Genomic DNA, 15,671 nt, shown 5'->3' on the forward strand with positions numbered 1-15,671 from the left:
TGACGGGTGCGGACCGCCGACGCGTACTTTTACCTCGCCCGGCGGCGAACTGCGGGTATGACCAGCGAGCGCTTCACCGTGGCGACGGACGAGCGGCTCACGGTCACCGACATCACCGACGAGGTCGCCGCCGCGTTGCCGCCGTCGGCCGACGGGACCTGTACGGTGTTCGTCCGCCACACGACCTGCGGTATCACGGTCAACGAGGCCGAACAGCGGCTGCTGGGCGACCTCGGCGACGCGCTGGGGGACCTCGTCGCGGACGAGGGGTGGGCCCACGACGCCCTCGACGGGAACGCCGACGCCCACGTCAGGGCGATGCTGGTCGGGCCGGACGCGACCGTCCCGGTCGCCGACGGCGAACTCGACCTCGGGACGTGGCAGTCCGTGCTACTGGTCGAGTGTGACGGGCCGCGCGAGCGGCTGGTGAGCGTCCACGCGTAAGGACAGGCGAGCGCCGGTCACCCCGTCCGCGCCGTCACTCCCGGGGCACGTAGTCGTCGCCGTATATCTCCCCGAGTTTGTCCCCGTGTTGCGCGCGGATGTTGCGCCGCTTCTTCTTCATCGACGGTGTGAGGAGGTCGTTCTCCGCCGTCCACTCCCGGGAGACGAGCGCGAACCGCTTGATGCGCTCGACGGACTCCAGTTCGGCGTTGACCGACTCGACGGCCTCCCCGACCCACTCCCGGGCGCGCTCGTCGGCGCAGACGGCCTCGTCGTCGTCGGGTAGGTCGACGCCGCGCTCGGCGGCCCACTTCCGGAGCGCCTCGAAGTTCGGGACTATCAGCGCGCCGACGAACTTCTGCTCGTCGCCGACGACCATCGCCTGCTCGACCCGGTCGTTCGTCGAGAAGCGGTCCTCGATGGGTTGGGGGGCGACGTTCTTCCCGGTCGAGAGGACTAGCACCGCCTTGATGCGGTCGTGGTAGACGAGGTAGTCGTCCGGGGTCCGCGAGACGATGTCGCCGGTACGGAAGTACCGCGTCCCCTCGACGTCGGTGAACGCTCGGTCGGTCACGTCGGGCCGGTTCCAGTAGCCGTCGGTGACGTTCGGGCCGGCGACGAGCAGTTCACCCACCTCGCCGTCGACGCTCTCGAACTGCGACTGGTCGACGACGGTGGTGTCGAGTCTGGTGTCCACGTCGTGAAACGGGACGCCAAGCGTCCCCGGCCGAACGTCCTCGGGCGGATTGACGCAGATGACGGGGGCCGTCTCGGTCAGCCCGTACCCCTCGACGATGGTCAGACCCATGCCGAGAAACGTCTCGCAGAGCGACTTCGGGAGGCTCCCGCCGCCGCTGACCATGAACTCGACGTTCCCCCCGAGGCGCTCCTTGAGCGTGCTGTAGACGAGGCGGTCCGCGAGTGCGTGTTTCGCCGACAACATTGCCCCGGGGTCGTCGGTCCCGGCGTACTCGCGGGCGACGCCGACCGACCACTCGAAGATGCGCTCTTTGATCGCGGACTCGGCGGCCTGCTCGCGCATGTTCGCGAAGATGCGTTCGTAGACACGGGGGACGCTCGCGCCCGTGTTCGGCCGTATCTTCCCGATGTCGTCGGCCAGCGTGTCGGGGTGTTCGACGTAGCCGACGGTCGCGCCGGAGGCGAACATCAGGAAGTGCCCGGCGAGGCGCTCGAAGACGTGCGCGAGCGGGAGGAAGGCGATAGAGGTCGTCCCGGCGTCGATAGTCGGCAGGTCGGGGTCCTTGTCCGGTCGGGGCGCGAAGCGCCGGCGGCACTGGTTGACGTTGGCCCGGAAGTTCCGGTGAGTGAGCCGGACGCCCTTTGGCTGTCCCGTCGTGCCGGAGGTGTAGATGAGACTCGCCACGTCCGACGGGTCGCGCTCGTCGAGCCACGACTCGTAGGCGGCCGGGTCGAAGGCGTCGACGCCGCGGTCGTGGACCGCGCGCAGCGAGTACACGTCGTCCCGGTCGATGTCGCAGTCGTCCATGACGACGATGACCGACAGCGAGAGGGCGTCCTCGACTTCGAGGACCCGGTCGAGCAGGGCGGCGTTCTCGACGACGACGGCGTCGGTGTCGGGGTCCGAGAGCAGGTACTGGACCTGCGACGGCGAGGACTCGGTGTAGACCGTCGACGTGACGCCGCCGGCCGAGAGCGCGGCGAAGTCGGCCAGCGCCCACTCCATCCGGGTGCTGGCGAAGAGGCTGACCGTGTCGCCGGCTCCGATACCGAGGTCCCGGAAGCCGGCGGCGAGGTGGCGCACGAGCTCGTTCATTCGCTCGTAGGTAATTCCGCGGTACTCGCCGTCGGGAGCCGCCGGAATCACGCCGTCGGTCAGGGACCGGTCGTACGCGCCGCCCTTGTACAGCTGTGCCGTCGAGTCGGCGTTTCGTCGGGCGCTGTCGGCGAACATCCGCGCGAGCGTGTCGTCGCCGATGGTCGGGTCCGTATACTCGGACTCGGCCGCCCGCCACCCCGCCGGCGGCCTGCTGGCTGTCATAGCCACCGATTCGACAGGGACGGTGAAATACGTGCGGGAAGTTCACGGTCGACACGTTTCCGTCAGTTCCAAGAAGTACCTACGAGCGAAACGCCGGCCGTCGAGAGCGAAACCGCGCCGTCACCGGATGTCGATGTCGACGCCGTCGTCGGCGTCGGCGGCCGGGAAGACGATTTCGAGGACGCCGTTCCGGTAGTTCGCCTCGGCGGCCGCCGCGTCGACGGTGGTCGGGAGACGGACGCGCTCGCGGACCGACCGGCTCCGGGCGGTCGCGCCGTCGCCGCTCTCGTGGGTGCCCGCGAGGTGGAGCACGTCGTCCCGGAGCGTCACCGAGAGTTCGTCGCGCTCGAACCCCGGCACGTCGGCGAGGACGACGAGCGAGTCCCCGTCGCGCTCGACGCTGACGCCGGCGTCCCACCGGCGAGCGTCGAGTTCGCGGTCCGCGGACCGACGGGGTGTGCCGCCGGCTCCCCGGCTATCGAACGCGTCGTGGCGCATCTGTTCGAAGAGTCGTTCCATCTCCGCGAAGGGGTTGTTTCGGTTCATCGCGGACTAATATAGGTCGTCGTGGAGCTTAACTTAGTACGGACGCGTGATAGCATATCGCGGCGGGCGAACATCGCGTGGCTTTTTCGCCCCCGGGCGGTAACCGACTGGTATGACAGACGGGTGGTTCGCCGGGCTGGACCCCGACGACGCAGCCGCCGGTGCCGAGCGCGTCCGGAACGGGCGGGCCGACGAGCCCGAGGACTGGCCCGCGCGAGCCGTCGAAGCGGGCTACGCGGCCGACGAGGAGGCGTATTACGACCGGCTCCGGGCGGCGACGACCGCCGCGGCCGAGGCGGCCGTTGCGGAGCGCGAGGGGGCCGACGACCAGCAGCTCGTCCACGCCGTCCGGGCGATGACTGACTGCGAGGCGACGGCGAACGAACTCGCCGAGCGCGTCGCCGAGTGGGGGACCAGCCGGTACGGCGAGACGGGTAGCGGCGTCGAGTACGCCCGCGAGGTGGCGGCCCGCGACCCGTCCGACGGCGGCGACCGGGCGCTACAGTCGCTCGCCGAGCGCGCCGTGGGTGTGGCCGACGAGGCCGACGCCCTGCGCGAGCACATCGAGCGGACCGCGCCGGCGGTCGCCCCCAACCTCTCGGCGCTCGCCGGGCCAGTGCTGGCGGCCCGGCTGCTCTCGCTGGCCGGCGGGCTGGAACCGCTGGCGCGCAAACCCAGCGGGACTGTGCAGGTACTCGGGGCCGAGGACGCCCTGTTTGCCCACCTCCGGGGAGACGCCCCCTCGCCCAAGCACGGTGCGATATACACCCACGAGTACGTCCGCGGTACCCGGCCCGAGGAGCGGGGCTCCGCGGCGCGGGCGCTGGCGGGGAAGCTGAGCATCGCGGCCCGCGTCGACCACTACAGCGGGGACCGCCGGCCGGAACTGGAGCGGGAACTCGACGAGCGAATCGAGCGCATCCGGTCCCGGGGGGCAGAGGAGTGACGCTCCCAGACGGCGTCGAACGGCGGTCGTTCGACGGCGAGACCGGGCTGGCGACGCGGGGCGAACCGGTCTACGGCGAGCCCACCGACGGGCCGTGGCGACGGTGGAACCCCCACCGGTCGAAGCTGGGCGCGATGCTCGAACTCGGGATGGAGACCGGCCTAACCGGCGGCGAGACGGTGCTGTATCTCGGTGCCGCGGCGGGGACGACGGTGAGCCACGTCGCCGACTTCGCCGGCCCGACCTACGCCGTGGAGTTCGCCCCCCGGCCGGTCCGGGACCTGCTCGCCGCGGCCGCGGACCGCGAGCGGCTGTTCCCGCTGGTGAAAGACGCCCGCAAGCCCGAGACGTACGCCCACGTGGTCGAGCCGGTCGACGTGGTCGTACAGGACGTTGCGACCCGCGGGCAAGGACGGGTCGCGCGCTTGAACGAGCGGTTTCTCGACGCGGACGGCCGCCTGCTCGCGGCTATCAAGGCCCGCAGCGAGGACGTGACCGCCGACCCCGAGACGGTGTTCGAGTCGGTACTCGACGACCTGCGCGAGCGCTACGACGTGCTGGAGACGGCGCGGCTACGGCCGTACCACGACGACCACTTGGGGGTCGTGGCGCGGCCGCGAAGCGAGTGAGGGCCGGCGACGGGGTGACGGAAGGCTTTAGCGGGTCCCTGCCGATGCAACAGGCGATGGACGAGACGGGGTCTCCCGAGAACTTCACCCGGATGGGTACGCTCGGTATCGAAGAGGAGTTCTACGTCGTCGACGCGCACGGTCGTCCGACCTCGGGGACGGACGAACTGGTCTACGAGTCCGAGCCGCCCGCCGTACTCGACGGCCGCCTCGACCACGAGCTGTTCAAGTGCGTCATCGAGACGCAGACGCCGCTCATCGAGAGGCCGAGCGCGGCCGGCGACCGGCTCCGCGAGGTCCGCGAGGCCCTCGTCGAACACGCGCGCGAGCACGGCTTCGACGTGGCGGCCGCGGGGCTGCACCCGCTGGCGAAGTGGCGGGAACTCGAACACGCCGAGAAGCCCCGCTACCGGGCGCAACTGGACCGAATAAAGTACCCCCAACACCGGAACACGACGGCGGGATTGCACGTCCACGTCGGCGTCGACGACCCGGACAAGGCGGTCTGGATAGCCAACGAACTCCGGTGGCATCTCCCGCTCATGCTCGCGCTCTCGGCCAACTCGCCGTTCTGGAACGGGTTCGACACCGGCCTCCAGTCGGCCCGCGCGAAGGTGTTCGAGGGGCTTCCAAACACCGGGATGCCGACAGCCTTCGAGGACTACGACGCCTTCCAACGCTACGAGGAGCGGATGATAGCGACGGGAAGCATCGACGACCGCGGGGAACTGTGGTTCGACGTGCGTCCCCACTCCGGGCACGGGACCGTCGAGGTCCGCGCGCCCGACGGGCAGGCCGACCCCGACGTGGTGCTCGCGTTCGTGGAGTACGTCCGCGCGCTCGTCGAGGACTACGCGGCCCGCTACGAGGACGGCGAGCGCGGGCGCGGGCTCCGTCGGGAGTTCCTCGACGAGAACAAGTGGCGGGCCATCAGACACGGCCGGTCGGCGTCGCTGCTCCCGCGGGACCCCGCGGCGTCGGACCCGGTGCCGGTGAGCGAACTCGTCGCGCGGGAGTGCGACCGCCTCGGCGTCGACGGCCTCCAGCGTGTCCTCGATAGCGAGAGCGGGGCCGAGCGCCAGCGTCGCCTGCGGCGCGAGGACGGCCGACTCGCGCTGGCGGCGGACCTGTTGCTCGCCGAAAACCACTGAGGAAAGCTGTCGGCGGGACGGGCCCGTAGCGTCGAACGAGTGCCACCACGTGACGGCTGTGTCGCTTGCACCAGCCACAGCAGCCGAGTCAGTCAGTCAGTGCCGTCCACGTCGTCACACGGCACGCGAGAGCGCCCGGTCCCCACCGGCCCGGGCGTTCCCTGAATCCCTGCTCGTGCCATCGCTCGCGGTCGTGCCATGCGACGATATGAGGTATTGATTATAGTAGTAAATAATAACCGGTTATTTTCGGTCGAGATAGCGGTAAGTGATTCACACGGCTGTTTAAGTACAATCGTCGAGCTGACGACGGAACGAACGCGGCAGTGCCGGGGCTGTCGGGTGACCGGACGCGACCGTCGTCACCGTCTCGACGGCGGCGACGCGGCGGCCCACCCGACCAAGGGTTTTTGTTCGAGAGCGACTTTCGTCCTTACAGAGACAACGCATGTCCGCAGACGACCCCACCGACGACGACGAGACCGGCGACGTCCGGGAACGCATCGAACAGGAGGCCGACCGGGCCGTCGAGCAGTTCGACGAGGGCATCGTCGACCTGCTGGCGTGGGTCCTCGACACGGAGACCCGCGCGCGCATCTACGTCCACCTCCGCCAACACCCCGCCGCGACGAGCGACGAGATAGCGGCCGGCACGGGGCTGTACCCCAGCACCGTCCGCGAGGCGCTGGCCGAACTCCACGAGGAGGGGAAAGTCGAGCGGCAGAAACGCGAGAGCGACGGCGCTGGCAACAACCCCTACGAGTACAGCGCCATCTCGCCGAGCGAACTCGTCGACGCCATCGTCGGCGACGTGCAGTCGGAACTGAACACCGTCTTCAACCTCGACGACCACCTCACCGGCGACACCGACGACTCGGCCGACGACGACCCGGTGACCATCTCCGTCGAGGACGCCGACGACGGCGACGACGAGGGCGACGTGTGAGCCGCGTGTGGGTCGCTCTCGAAGGGTGCCGGAGTCGACACCACTAAATCGGCCCGTACCGTTGCTCGCCACATGAAGGTCGCGCTGGGTGGGACATTCGACCCTATCCACGACGGGCACCGCGCGCTGTTCGAGCGCGCGTTCCAGCTCGGCGACGTGACTGTCGGCCTCACCGGCGACGACCTCGCGCCGAAGACGCGACACGACGAGCGGTACATCCGACCCTTCGACGAGCGCCGCGCGTCGCTGGCGACCGAACTCGAACGGCTGGCCGCCGAGTACGACGGCGACTGGGAAATCCGGGAGCTCACCGAACCCACCGGTATCGCCACCGAGCAGCAGTTCGACGTACTCGTCGTCTCCCCCGAGACCGAGACCGGCGGCAAGCGAATCAACGAGATACGTGCCGAGCGCGGCTACGACCCGCTCGAAATCGAGACGGTCCCGCACGTCCGCGCCGACGACGGCGACATCATCTCCTCGACACGCATCGTCAACGGCGAGATAGACGAACACGGAAACCCCACGCCCGACCGCGACGGCCGCGAGACGCCGTCGTAGCTACCAGTCCGGCGCGTCCAGCCCCGCCGTCTCCAGCAAGTCCTTCCAGCGTTGCTGTATCGTCAACCGCGAAACCTCCGTGGCGTCGGCGACGGCCGACTGTGACCGCTCCTCGCCCGCGACCAGCGCGCCGACGTAGACGCTCGCCGCCAGCGTCGCCCGCTTCGAGCGGTCCTCTTCGGGCAGCGTCGAGAGAAAGAGGTCGACGGCGTGCGAGCGCGCTTCTCCGCCCAACCCGAGCGCGTCGGCCGCCCGCTCAATGTCGGCGAGCCACTCCTCGTGTTCGACTCGGTCGCTGGCCCGGTACATACCCCCCGTTCGACGCCGACCCACGTAAACGCCTCGCCGGCAAGCGAAGGGTTCATCACCGCGCTCCGGAAAGCCGGTGGTGCGCGCGGGTTGCCGAGCCAGGCCAAAGGCGCAGCGCTTAGGACGCTGTCCCGTAGGGGTCCGCCGGTTCGAATCCGGTCCCGCGCATGAGCGAACGCAGTGAGCGAAGAGCAGGACCGACTGAACCCGACAGGTCACAGCGGCCGAACGAGGCCGACCGTCCTGCCCCGGTCCCGGGACTATTTGTGCGTGAACAGCACGACGTTACCGTCGTGGATGCCGGTACAGAGGTCCATCTCGAAATCGAGGTTCAGCGACGTGAGCGCCTGCTTGCAGACCACCATGTCGTCGAACGGCTGGTCGCAGGCCGGGCAGGCGACGGCGGTCGTGTTCTGGTACGAGGAGATGGCGTCGTTGTCCTCGCGGGGCGTCAGCGACGAGACGAGTTCCTCGAAGTCGTCCATACCGTGGTGGCGGTACGCCGGGGCATAAATCACACGCCGGTCGGACCACCGGTGGGTTAAAGTCAGCTTGTGCGAACGCAAATAGACATGAACGTTGGCGACAGTCGGCGGTTCTGTCTCGTCGCCGGGACGACGGCGACGGCCCGGGAGCCGGGCATCAGCGCCGCGGGCGCGGACCCGGAGCTGATGGCGGCCACGCCGTCGGCGGACGCGGAGTTGGTGACCTACGGACGGCCGGTCCGGACCGACACCGTGCCCGTGAGTCCGAGTGGCTGTCCGACGCCGGCGCTGGTGACGCGGGCGGTTCGGGACCTGCTGGGGTTCGACGTGACCGTGATGGACGGGGGGCTGGCCGAGCCCACCGGCGCACCCACAGTCACCGTCGGGGCGCGGCCCGGCCGGACGATAACCGAGCAGGACCCGGTACCGACCGCGCACGGGGCCTTCGAGGCGGCGCGGCAGTTCGGGCGGGCGCTGCCGGCCGACGAGCTCTGGCTGGCCGAGAGCGTCCCCGGCGGGACGACGACGGCGCTGGGGGTCATGCGGGCGCTGGGCGAGTCTGGGGCGGTCTCCTCGTCGCTTCCCGAAAATCCCGTCGAGCGCAAGGAGGGGCTGGTCGAGGAGGGGCTGGCAGCGAGTTCGCTGGCCCCGGGCGACGCGGCGGGCGAGCCAAAGCGGGCCGTCCGCCGGATGGGCGACCCCGTGCTGGCGACGCTGGCGGGCCTGACCGCTGGGGCCGTCGAGACCGACACCGCCGTCGTCCTCGCGGGTGGGAGCCAACAGCTCGCGGTCGCGGCGCTGGTCCGCCACGGTGGCTACGAGGGGCCGCTGACGGTGGCGACGACGCGCTACGTCGACGACGACGAGACGGCGACCGTCCGCGAGACGGCCGACCGGCTCGGCGTCTCGCTGCGGGTCGCCGACCCGGGGTTCGACGCGAGCGACCACGTGGCGATGACGCGGTTCGTCGCGGGCGAGGGCAAGGAGGGCGTCGGCATGGGCGGCGCGCTGGCGATGGCCGCCGACGCCGGAGTGCCGATGGCCGACGTGCGCGAGCGGGTCGCGGCCGTCTACGACGCCGTCGTGGAGCGCGAGGACGGCGAGAGCGGGGACGGTGAGCGAGCGTGAAGGGGGTCGTCCTCGCCGGGACGAAGTCGGGCGTCGGCAAGACCGTCGCCACGCTGGCGACGCTGGTCGCGCTGGAGGAGGCTGGCTACGACCCCCAGCCCGCGAAGGCCGGCCCGGACTTCATCGACCCGAGCCACCACGAGGCCGTCGCAGACCGGCCGTCGCGGACGTTGGACCCGTGGCTCGAAGGACCCGACGGGATGCGCCGGACCTACTGGCGCGGCGACGGCGACATCTGCGTCGTCGAGGGCGTCATGGGGCTGTACGACGGCGAGAAGGCGTCGACGGCAGCCGTCGCCGAGGGCCTGTCGCTCCCAGTGGTCCTCGTCGTCGACGCCAAGGCCGGGATGGAGAGCGTCGCGGCGACGGCACTGGGCTTCGAGCGCTACGCCGAGCGTGCGGGCTACGACATCGACGTGGCCGGCGTCCTCGCACAGCGTGCCCACGGGGGCCGCCACGCCGACGGCATCCGGGAGGCGCTCCCCGCGGAACTGGAGTACTTCGGTCGGGTGCCGCCGACCCCGGAACTGGAGATTCCGGAGCGCCACCTCGGCCTCCACATGGGGGCGGAGGCCCCGCTCGACCGGGCGGCGTTGGCCGAGGCCGGGGAGTCGATACGGGCCGAGCGGCTGGTCGAGGCGGCGCGAGAGCCACCGAACGAGGAACCCCGTCGTCCCGACTCGACCGGGCGAACCGTCGCCGTCGCGCGGGACGGGGCGTTCTGCTTCGCGTACCCGACGACGATGGACCGACTGCACGAACTGGGGCGCGTCGCGACGTTCTCGCCGGTGGCCGGCGACCCGCTGCCCGACGCCGACGCGGTCTATCTCCCGGGCGGGTATCCGGAACTTCACGCCGAGGAACTGGCCGGGAGCGCGACGCTGGACGAACTGGGGACGCGGGCCGCGGAGGGCCTACCGGTGTACGGCGAGTGCGGCGGGCTGATGACCCTCGCGGAGTCGCTGACGACGACCGACGGCGAGACCTACGGGATGGCCGGCGTCCTGCCGGCCGAGGTGCGGATGGCCGACCGGTATCAGGCGCTCGACCACGTGGAGTTGCGGGCGCAGGCGAACACGGTGACCGCCCCCGGGGGCGCGACCCGGCGAGGCCACGAGTTCCACTACTCCACGGCCGACGTGGCCGGCGACGCGACCTTCGCCTTCGACGTGGTCCGGGGCGAGGGCGTCGACGGCGAGCGCGACGGTCTGACGGAGTACCGGACCGTCGGGACGTACTGCCACTGCCACGCCGAGAGCGGCGCGTTCGACAGCCTGCTGGCGGAGTGAGTCTCGGTCCGCCGCGCCCGCAGCCCGTCAGACGGAGGGCTGCCGAACGGCTGACGGCCCGCAAACTTTTTTCCCGTCTGCAGTCGTGATACGTACAATGAGTCCGCTGGGTGAGTTGCTCGAATCAGTCGTCGACGACGCCGACGCGGTGTTCCTGTTCTCCCCGAGCGGGTCGCTGTTCGAACAGTTCACGGACGCGACAGACAACAACACGCCGGACAGCATCGTCGTCGCCCCGGAGAACGACGTGGAGGGCGACCGCTTCGTCGAACTGCCACTGGAGTTCACCGACCTCGAAGGCCGCGTCCGGTTCGGCATCGAGGGCGCGCTCGAACAGGGTCTCGTCGAGGAGGGCGACGAAGTAGTCTGTGTCGCCGACGCATTCGGCGGGACCGCGAACTCCGTCACCCGGGTCCGAACCGACGAGTTCTCGCCCTCGGGAGTCTACGACCTGTTCGTCAACTCCCGGGCCGAACCGGGCGTCGTTCGGGACGTCTTCGAGGTGGCTATCGAACTCGGCAAGAAGGGACAGAAGGGCAAGCCCGTCGGCGCGCTGTTCGTCGTCGGCGACGCGGGCAAGGTGATGAACAAGTCCCGGCCGCTGTCGTACAACCCCTTCGAGAAGTCCCACGTCCACGTCGGCGACCCCATCGTCAACGTGATGCTCAAGGAGTTCTCGCGCCTCGACGGCGCGTTCGTCATCTCCGACGCCGGGAAGATAGTCTCGTCGTACCGGTACCTCGAACCCTCGGCAGAGGGCGTCGACATCCCGAAGGGGCTCGGTGCCCGCCACATGGCCGCCGGGGCCATCACCCGCGACACGAACGCGACGGCCGTCGTCCTCTCGGAGAGCGACGGGCTGGTCCGGGCGTTCAAAGGCGGCGAACTCGTCCTCGAAATCGACCCAGAGGAGTACTGACAATGCAGTTCAGCTTCGACTGGGCCGACGCCATCAGGACCGTGTTCTCGCCACAGGGGACCTTCGTCATCGCCGCGGCCGTACTCGTCGCCGGCATCGTACTGGGCTATCTCGTCTGGCGCGCCACGCGGCAGTTCATGGCCGAACTGGGCGTCGGCGAGGCCGTCGAGGGGACCCCCTTCGAGCGAACGGCACGCAACTTCGGCACGTCGACGGTCGGCATCGTCTCGAACCTCGCGGCGCTGTTCGTCTACCTCGCCGCCATCACCGTCGCGCTCAACGTCGCCCGGTTGGTCTCGCCGGAGGCGTTCTGGACCCGCTTTACCGCCTTCCTCCCGAACCTCTTCATCGCCACCTTCGCCGTCATCATCGGCCTCATCGCCGGCGACAAGGCCAAACTGGTCGTCTCCGAGCGGCTCCGGAGCGTCAAGATGCCCGAAGCGACGGCGCTCGCGGAACTCGTCAAGTACAGCATCTTCTTTCTCGCCGTGCTCGTCGCGCTCGGGCAGTTGGGCGTGGCGACGATGGCGCTGCTCATCCTGCTCGCGGCGTACGCCTTCGGCCTCGTCTTCCTCTGTGGGCTGGCGTTCAAGGACCTGCTCGCCGCCGGCGCGGCCGGCCTCTATCTCGTGTTGACCGAGCCCTACAGCATCGGCGACGAGATAGTCGTCGGCGACCAGCGCGGCATCGTCCAAGAGGTGGACGTACTCGTCACTCGCATCGAGAGCGACGGCAAGGAGCACATCATCCCTAACCAGCAGGTGTTCCGGGCCGGCATCGTCAGGGTCCGGGACTAGTCGCGGTCGACCGGCTCGGCGGGGACGCCGGCCACTGTCGTCCCCGGGGGCACGTCCGACGCGACCAGCGAGTTCGCGGCCACCTGCGCGTCGGCCCCGATCTCGACGCCGGGGAGGACCACGGCCCCCGCCCCTATCATCGCCCGCTCGCCGACGACGACGCGGCCGGTCCGGTACTCCTCTTGGAGGAACTCGTGACACAGCAGCGTCGCGTCGTAGCCGACGATGGCGTCCTCGCGGACGGTTATCAGTTCCGGCCAGAACACGTCCGGCGTCGCGGTCAAGCCGAAGGCGACGCCCGCCGCCACGTCGGCACCCAGACGGCGCAACAGCCAGTTTTTCGCCCGCAGGCTGGGCGAGTACCGCACCGCCCACACGAGCAGGAAGTTGACGACGAGCCGGAGCGGCGACTTCGCGTCGGGCCAGTGCAGGAGGGCGTTTCGCGGCCCGGGCGTCGGCGTCCGGTCCAGTCGGTCGTGGCGCGACTCGTCGGCGGCGGCCGTCTCGCGCTCGTCCGGCGTGGCGTCGCTCACTGCCGGCCGTACGACCGGCACGCTCTTGAACGCCTCGGCGGGCCGTCACCGCCGCCAGTACGTCGGCGTGAACAGGACCAACACGGGGATTATCTCGATGCGGCCGACCCACATCAGCAGGAACAACAGCAGTTTGCTCGACCGGGCGAACCCGTCGTAGGTGCCGTACGGGCCCGCGCGGCCGAAGGCGGGTCCGATGTTGAAAAACGCCGAGGCGGCCGCCGAGAGCGCCTCGAACTCGGTGATACCGGTCCCCGCCCGCTCGCCGTTGACCACGAGCAACACCGTCCCGAAGATGAAGAAGACGAGCGCGACCAGCGTGTAGGCGTACACGTCCCGGACCGTCGCCTCGTCGACCACCTCGTCGCCGAGCCTGACGACGCGGACGCTGTCGGCGTAGGCGGCGGTGTTGAGGTCCCGCCAGAAGGACTTGGTGACGACGAGCCACCGGAGGGTCTTGATGGAGCAGGTCGTGCTCCCGGCCATCCCGCCGACGAACATCCCCACGAAGAGGACGTTCTTCGCGCCCGCGGACCACGTGTTGAAGTCCGTCGAGGCGTAGCCCGTGGTCGTCACGATAGAGGCGACCTGAAAGACCGCGTGCCGGAGCGTCGCCTCGCCGTCGGCGGTGAAGCCGGGGTCGGCGGCCAGCAGGCCCGTGACGAGCAGGCTCCCGACGGCGAGGATGCCGATGTAGAAGCGGAACTCGGCGCTGTCCCGGAGGCGGGTCACGTCTCCCCGGACCAGCGCGTACAACAGGACGAAGTTCGTCGCGCCGACGACCATGAACAGCGTCACCGTCCACTGGACGACGGGGGCAAACGCGCCGATGCTCTCGGCCCGCGGGGAGAAGCCGGCCGTGGCGATAGCCGTCAGCGCGTGGGCGACGGCGTCGTAGGGAGTCATCTCGGGGGCCAGCCCCGTCAGCCCCAGCGCCAGCAACACTAACGCGGCCGCCGCGGTCAGCGAGAGGTACAGCAACACCAGTATCTTCGCCGTCTCCTCGATGCCGGGTGTGAGCTTGGTCAGGTCTTTCGTCCGCGTCTCCGTCTCCATGAGCTGTGCGCCGGCGACCGAGAGCCGCGAGAGCACCGCCGTCGCCAGCAGCAGGACGCCCAATCCCCCGAGCCACTGGAGTACCTGCCGCCACAGCAACAGCGCCCGCGAGTGCGCGCCGAAGTCCCGGACTACGGTCGCGCCCGTGGTCGTGATACCGCTCATCCCCTCGAAGAGGGCGTTGACCGGGTCGGAGAACACCCCGGAGGCCTCGATGGCGAACGGGACGGCTCCGAGGACGGCGATGGAGAGCCACGCCAGCGAGACGGTCAGGAACGCCTCGCGGTCGTCGATTCGGTCCCGTGGAAGCCGCGTCAACAGCGTCCCGACGGCGAGTGCCAGCGCCATCGCGGCGAGATACGGGACCGACGACTCGCCGTAGATCAGCGCCGTCACCGCAGGGATGGCGAGCGGCACAGCGGTCCACCGGAGAATTGCCCCGAGAACGTGCAGCGCCGACCGGACGTCGACGGTGGTCAACGCCACCGCAGCCCACCCAGCACCGCGGTGTGTTCGACGCCGACTAATTCGGTCACGCGCCGACGTACGCGGAGGCGACCCTTCAATCCAACCGCCCCGAAAACGGTTCTCGTCCGTTCAGTCGGCGTCGCCGCGTATCTCGTCCATGTGGTCGATGCGCTGCTGGACGAGGTCGGCTTTGCCGATGTCGTGGCGCACCCGCAGGCCCTCGGTCCCGGCCCGCCGGAGCGCGTCCTCCGCTATCTCCTCGGCGTCGCCGATGGTGTCGGCGAGGCCGACGACGGCGTAGGAGCGCGAGGTGGTCGTGTAGATGCCGTCGTCGCGCTCGTCGACGCTGGCGTAGAACAGCAGCGCGTCGCCGGCCGAGTCCTCGTCGATGGTCACCTTCGCCCCGGCCTCGGGTTCGGTCGGGTAGCCGTCGGGGACGGCGTACTTACAGACGGTGGCGGTGGGCTGGAACGAGAGTTGCGGGAGCGGCTCGTCGTCCCGGGCCGCGGTCAGCACGTCGAGGAAGTCGGTGTTCAACACCGGCAGCGTGTTCATCGCCTCGGGGTCGCCAAAGCGGGCGTTGAACTCGACGACGCGGGGCCCGCTCTCGGTGAGCATGAACTGGCCGTACAGGACGCCCTTGTAGCCGTCCAAGGCCTCGACGGTCGCTCGGAGGACATCGACGGCGTCCATGTAGTCGTCCTCGGACATGAACGGGAGATGGAGGCTTGCGTCGGAGTAGCTGCCCATCCCGCCGGTGTTGGGCCCCTCGTCGCCCTCGTAGGCGCGCTTGTGGTCCTGCACCGCCGGCGTGACGCGGAGTTGGCCGTTGGCGACGAACGCCTGAATCGTGAACTCCTCGCCGACCAGCCGCTCTTCGAGGACGATGCGGTCGTAGTCGGAGTCGCGGATGTACTCCTTGGCCTCCGCGGCGGTGCACTGGTCGCCGATGACGCGGACGCCCTTGCCGCCGGTGAGCCCCGCGGGCTTGACCGCGAGGTCGCCGTCGTACTCGTCGATGTACTCGCAGGCGGCGTCCATGTCCTCGAAGGTCTCGAAGTCGGGACAGCCGGGCACGTCGTGTTCCCGCATGAAGCGGCGCTGGAAGGCCTTGTCCGTCTCGATGCGGGCTTCGGCTTCCTGCGGGCCGAAGGCGTAGACGCCCGCGTCGTCGAGGGCGTCGGCGACGCCGGCGGCCAGCGGTGCCTCCGGGCCGACGACGGCCAGCGTGGCGTCCACCTCGCGGGCGTAGGTGGTCACCGCCTGCGGGTTGGTCGTATCGAGCGTCTCGAACCCCTCCGCGACGGCGACGATGCCGGGGTTTCGGTTCCCGGCGCAGGCGTACAGGTCGGCGTCAGCGTCGGCGAGCGACCGAGCGACGGCGTGCTCCCGACCGCCGCCGCCCACCAGCAGCACTGTCTCTGTCATATGCCAACGCCGGATT

17 protein-coding genes and 1 tRNA gene are annotated in these 15,671 nt (G+C 69.9%); 11 read left to right on the forward strand and 7 right to left on the reverse strand.

Translation table 11 applies throughout. From position 1 onward, the window contains the following. Positions 1-57 precede the first annotated feature (57 nt). Entirely contained in the window at positions 58-444 is a 387-nt protein-coding gene (locus ACV7JO_RS07085; RefSeq protein ID WP_470355639.1) for a secondary thiamine-phosphate synthase enzyme YjbQ, read from the forward strand. Between the two features lie 34 nt (positions 445-478). Here ACV7JO_RS07085 and ACV7JO_RS07090 read toward each other — a convergent pair whose 3' ends face one another. Both ACV7JO_RS07090 and ACV7JO_RS07095 read right to left on the reverse strand, forming a co-directional pair. Continuing rightward, entirely contained in the window at positions 479-2,464 is a 1,986-nt protein-coding gene (locus ACV7JO_RS07090) for an AMP-dependent synthetase/ligase (RefSeq protein WP_470355640.1), read from the reverse strand. 120 nt (positions 2,465-2,584) lie between these two features. Continuing rightward, entirely contained in the window at positions 2,585-3,010 is a 426-nt protein-coding gene (locus ACV7JO_RS07095; protein WP_470355641.1) for an Hsp20/alpha crystallin family protein, read from the reverse strand. Between the two features lie 112 nt (positions 3,011-3,122). On the opposite strand from ACV7JO_RS07095, the gene ACV7JO_RS07100 reads away from it, so the two are divergent. The 5 genes from ACV7JO_RS07100 (at position 3,123) to ACV7JO_RS07120 (ending at position 7,243) form a co-directional block, all read left to right on the forward strand. Continuing rightward, positions 3,123-3,956: an NOP5/NOP56 family protein gene (locus ACV7JO_RS07100; RefSeq protein WP_470355642.1), complete on the forward strand. Its 834-nt coding sequence runs from the start codon at positions 3,123-3,125 to the stop codon at positions 3,954-3,956. Further along, entirely contained in the window at positions 3,953-4,585 is a 633-nt protein-coding gene (locus ACV7JO_RS07105; protein WP_470355643.1) for a fibrillarin-like rRNA/tRNA 2'-O-methyltransferase, read from the forward strand. The genes ACV7JO_RS07100 and ACV7JO_RS07105 overlap by 4 nt, the downstream gene beginning before the upstream one ends. Before the next feature lie 56 nt (positions 4,586-4,641). Next, the gene (locus tag ACV7JO_RS07110) at positions 4,642-5,736 is read left to right on the forward strand and encodes a glutamate--cysteine ligase (RefSeq protein WP_470355644.1); all 1,095 of its coding nucleotides are present in this window, start codon (positions 4,642-4,644) and stop codon (positions 5,734-5,736) included. A 448-nt stretch (positions 5,737-6,184) separates the two neighbouring features. Continuing rightward, complete coding sequence (locus tag ACV7JO_RS07115) at positions 6,185-6,682, forward strand: helix-turn-helix domain-containing protein (protein WP_470355645.1); 498 nt, start codon at positions 6,185-6,187, stop codon at positions 6,680-6,682. A 72-nt stretch (positions 6,683-6,754) separates the two neighbouring features. Next, positions 6,755-7,243, forward strand: coding sequence for a phosphopantetheine adenylyltransferase (locus ACV7JO_RS07120; RefSeq protein ID WP_470355646.1), 489 nt, complete (start codon positions 6,755-6,757; stop codon positions 7,241-7,243). On the opposite strand, the gene ACV7JO_RS07125 is transcribed toward ACV7JO_RS07120, so the two are convergent. Then, positions 7,244-7,552 (reverse strand): transcription initiation factor IIB family protein, encoded by a 309-nt coding sequence (locus ACV7JO_RS07125; RefSeq protein ID WP_470355647.1) that lies wholly within the window; start codon positions 7,550-7,552, stop codon positions 7,244-7,246. An 83-nt stretch (positions 7,553-7,635) separates the two neighbouring features. Between ACV7JO_RS07125 and ACV7JO_RS07130 the strand changes: the two genes are divergently transcribed. Further along, a tRNA-Leu gene (locus tag ACV7JO_RS07130) sits at positions 7,636-7,720 on the forward strand. Positions 7,721-7,812: 92 nt separating this feature from the next. On the opposite strand, the gene ACV7JO_RS07135 is transcribed toward ACV7JO_RS07130, so the two are convergent. Continuing rightward, positions 7,813-8,037, reverse strand: a complete 225-nt coding sequence (locus ACV7JO_RS07135) for a DUF7385 family protein (protein WP_470355648.1) — start codon at positions 8,035-8,037, stop codon at positions 7,813-7,815. Between the two features lie 87 nt (positions 8,038-8,124). Between ACV7JO_RS07135 and ACV7JO_RS07140 the strand changes: the two genes are divergently transcribed. From ACV7JO_RS07140 to ACV7JO_RS07155, 4 genes are all read left to right on the forward strand, one after another. Next, positions 8,125-9,165 carry a nicotinate-nucleotide--dimethylbenzimidazole phosphoribosyltransferase gene (locus ACV7JO_RS07140; protein WP_470355649.1) on the forward strand — a complete coding sequence of 347 codons (1,041 nt, stop codon included), beginning with the start codon at positions 8,125-8,127 and terminating at the stop codon, positions 9,163-9,165. Next, entirely contained in the window at positions 9,162-10,454 is a 1,293-nt protein-coding gene (locus ACV7JO_RS07145; RefSeq protein ID WP_470355650.1) for a cobyrinic acid a,c-diamide synthase, read from the forward strand. The genes ACV7JO_RS07140 and ACV7JO_RS07145 overlap by 4 nt, the downstream gene beginning before the upstream one ends. A gap of 97 nt (positions 10,455-10,551) precedes the next feature. Continuing rightward, positions 10,552-11,373 (forward strand): diadenylate cyclase DacZ, encoded by an 822-nt coding sequence (dacZ, locus tag ACV7JO_RS07150; protein WP_470355651.1) that lies wholly within the window; start codon positions 10,552-10,554, stop codon positions 11,371-11,373. A 2-nt stretch (positions 11,374-11,375) separates the two neighbouring features. Then, a complete protein-coding gene (locus ACV7JO_RS07155; RefSeq protein ID WP_470355652.1) occupies positions 11,376-12,170 on the forward strand; it encodes a mechanosensitive ion channel domain-containing protein in 795 nt (264 codons plus the stop codon). Here ACV7JO_RS07155 and ACV7JO_RS07160 read toward each other — a convergent pair. The 3 genes from ACV7JO_RS07160 to purD all read right to left on the reverse strand — a co-directional run bounded on the left by ACV7JO_RS07160 (position 12,167) and on the right by purD (position 15,655). Further along, positions 12,167-12,703, reverse strand: coding sequence for an acyltransferase (locus tag ACV7JO_RS07160; RefSeq protein ID WP_470355653.1), 537 nt, complete (start codon positions 12,701-12,703; stop codon positions 12,167-12,169). The two genes, ACV7JO_RS07155 and ACV7JO_RS07160, sit on opposite strands and share 4 nt — an antisense overlap. 45 nt (positions 12,704-12,748) lie before the next feature. Further along, positions 12,749-14,245 carry a TrkH family potassium uptake protein gene (locus ACV7JO_RS07165; protein ID WP_470355654.1) on the reverse strand — a complete coding sequence of 499 codons (1,497 nt, stop codon included), beginning with the start codon at positions 14,243-14,245 and terminating at the stop codon, positions 12,749-12,751. 111 nt (positions 14,246-14,356) lie between these two features. Beyond that, entirely contained in the window at positions 14,357-15,655 is a 1,299-nt protein-coding gene (gene purD / locus ACV7JO_RS07170; protein WP_470355655.1) for a phosphoribosylamine--glycine ligase, read from the reverse strand. Positions 15,656-15,671: the final 16 nt, after the last annotated feature.

The organism is Haloarcula sp. MBLA0138 (genome assembly GCF_055632455.1).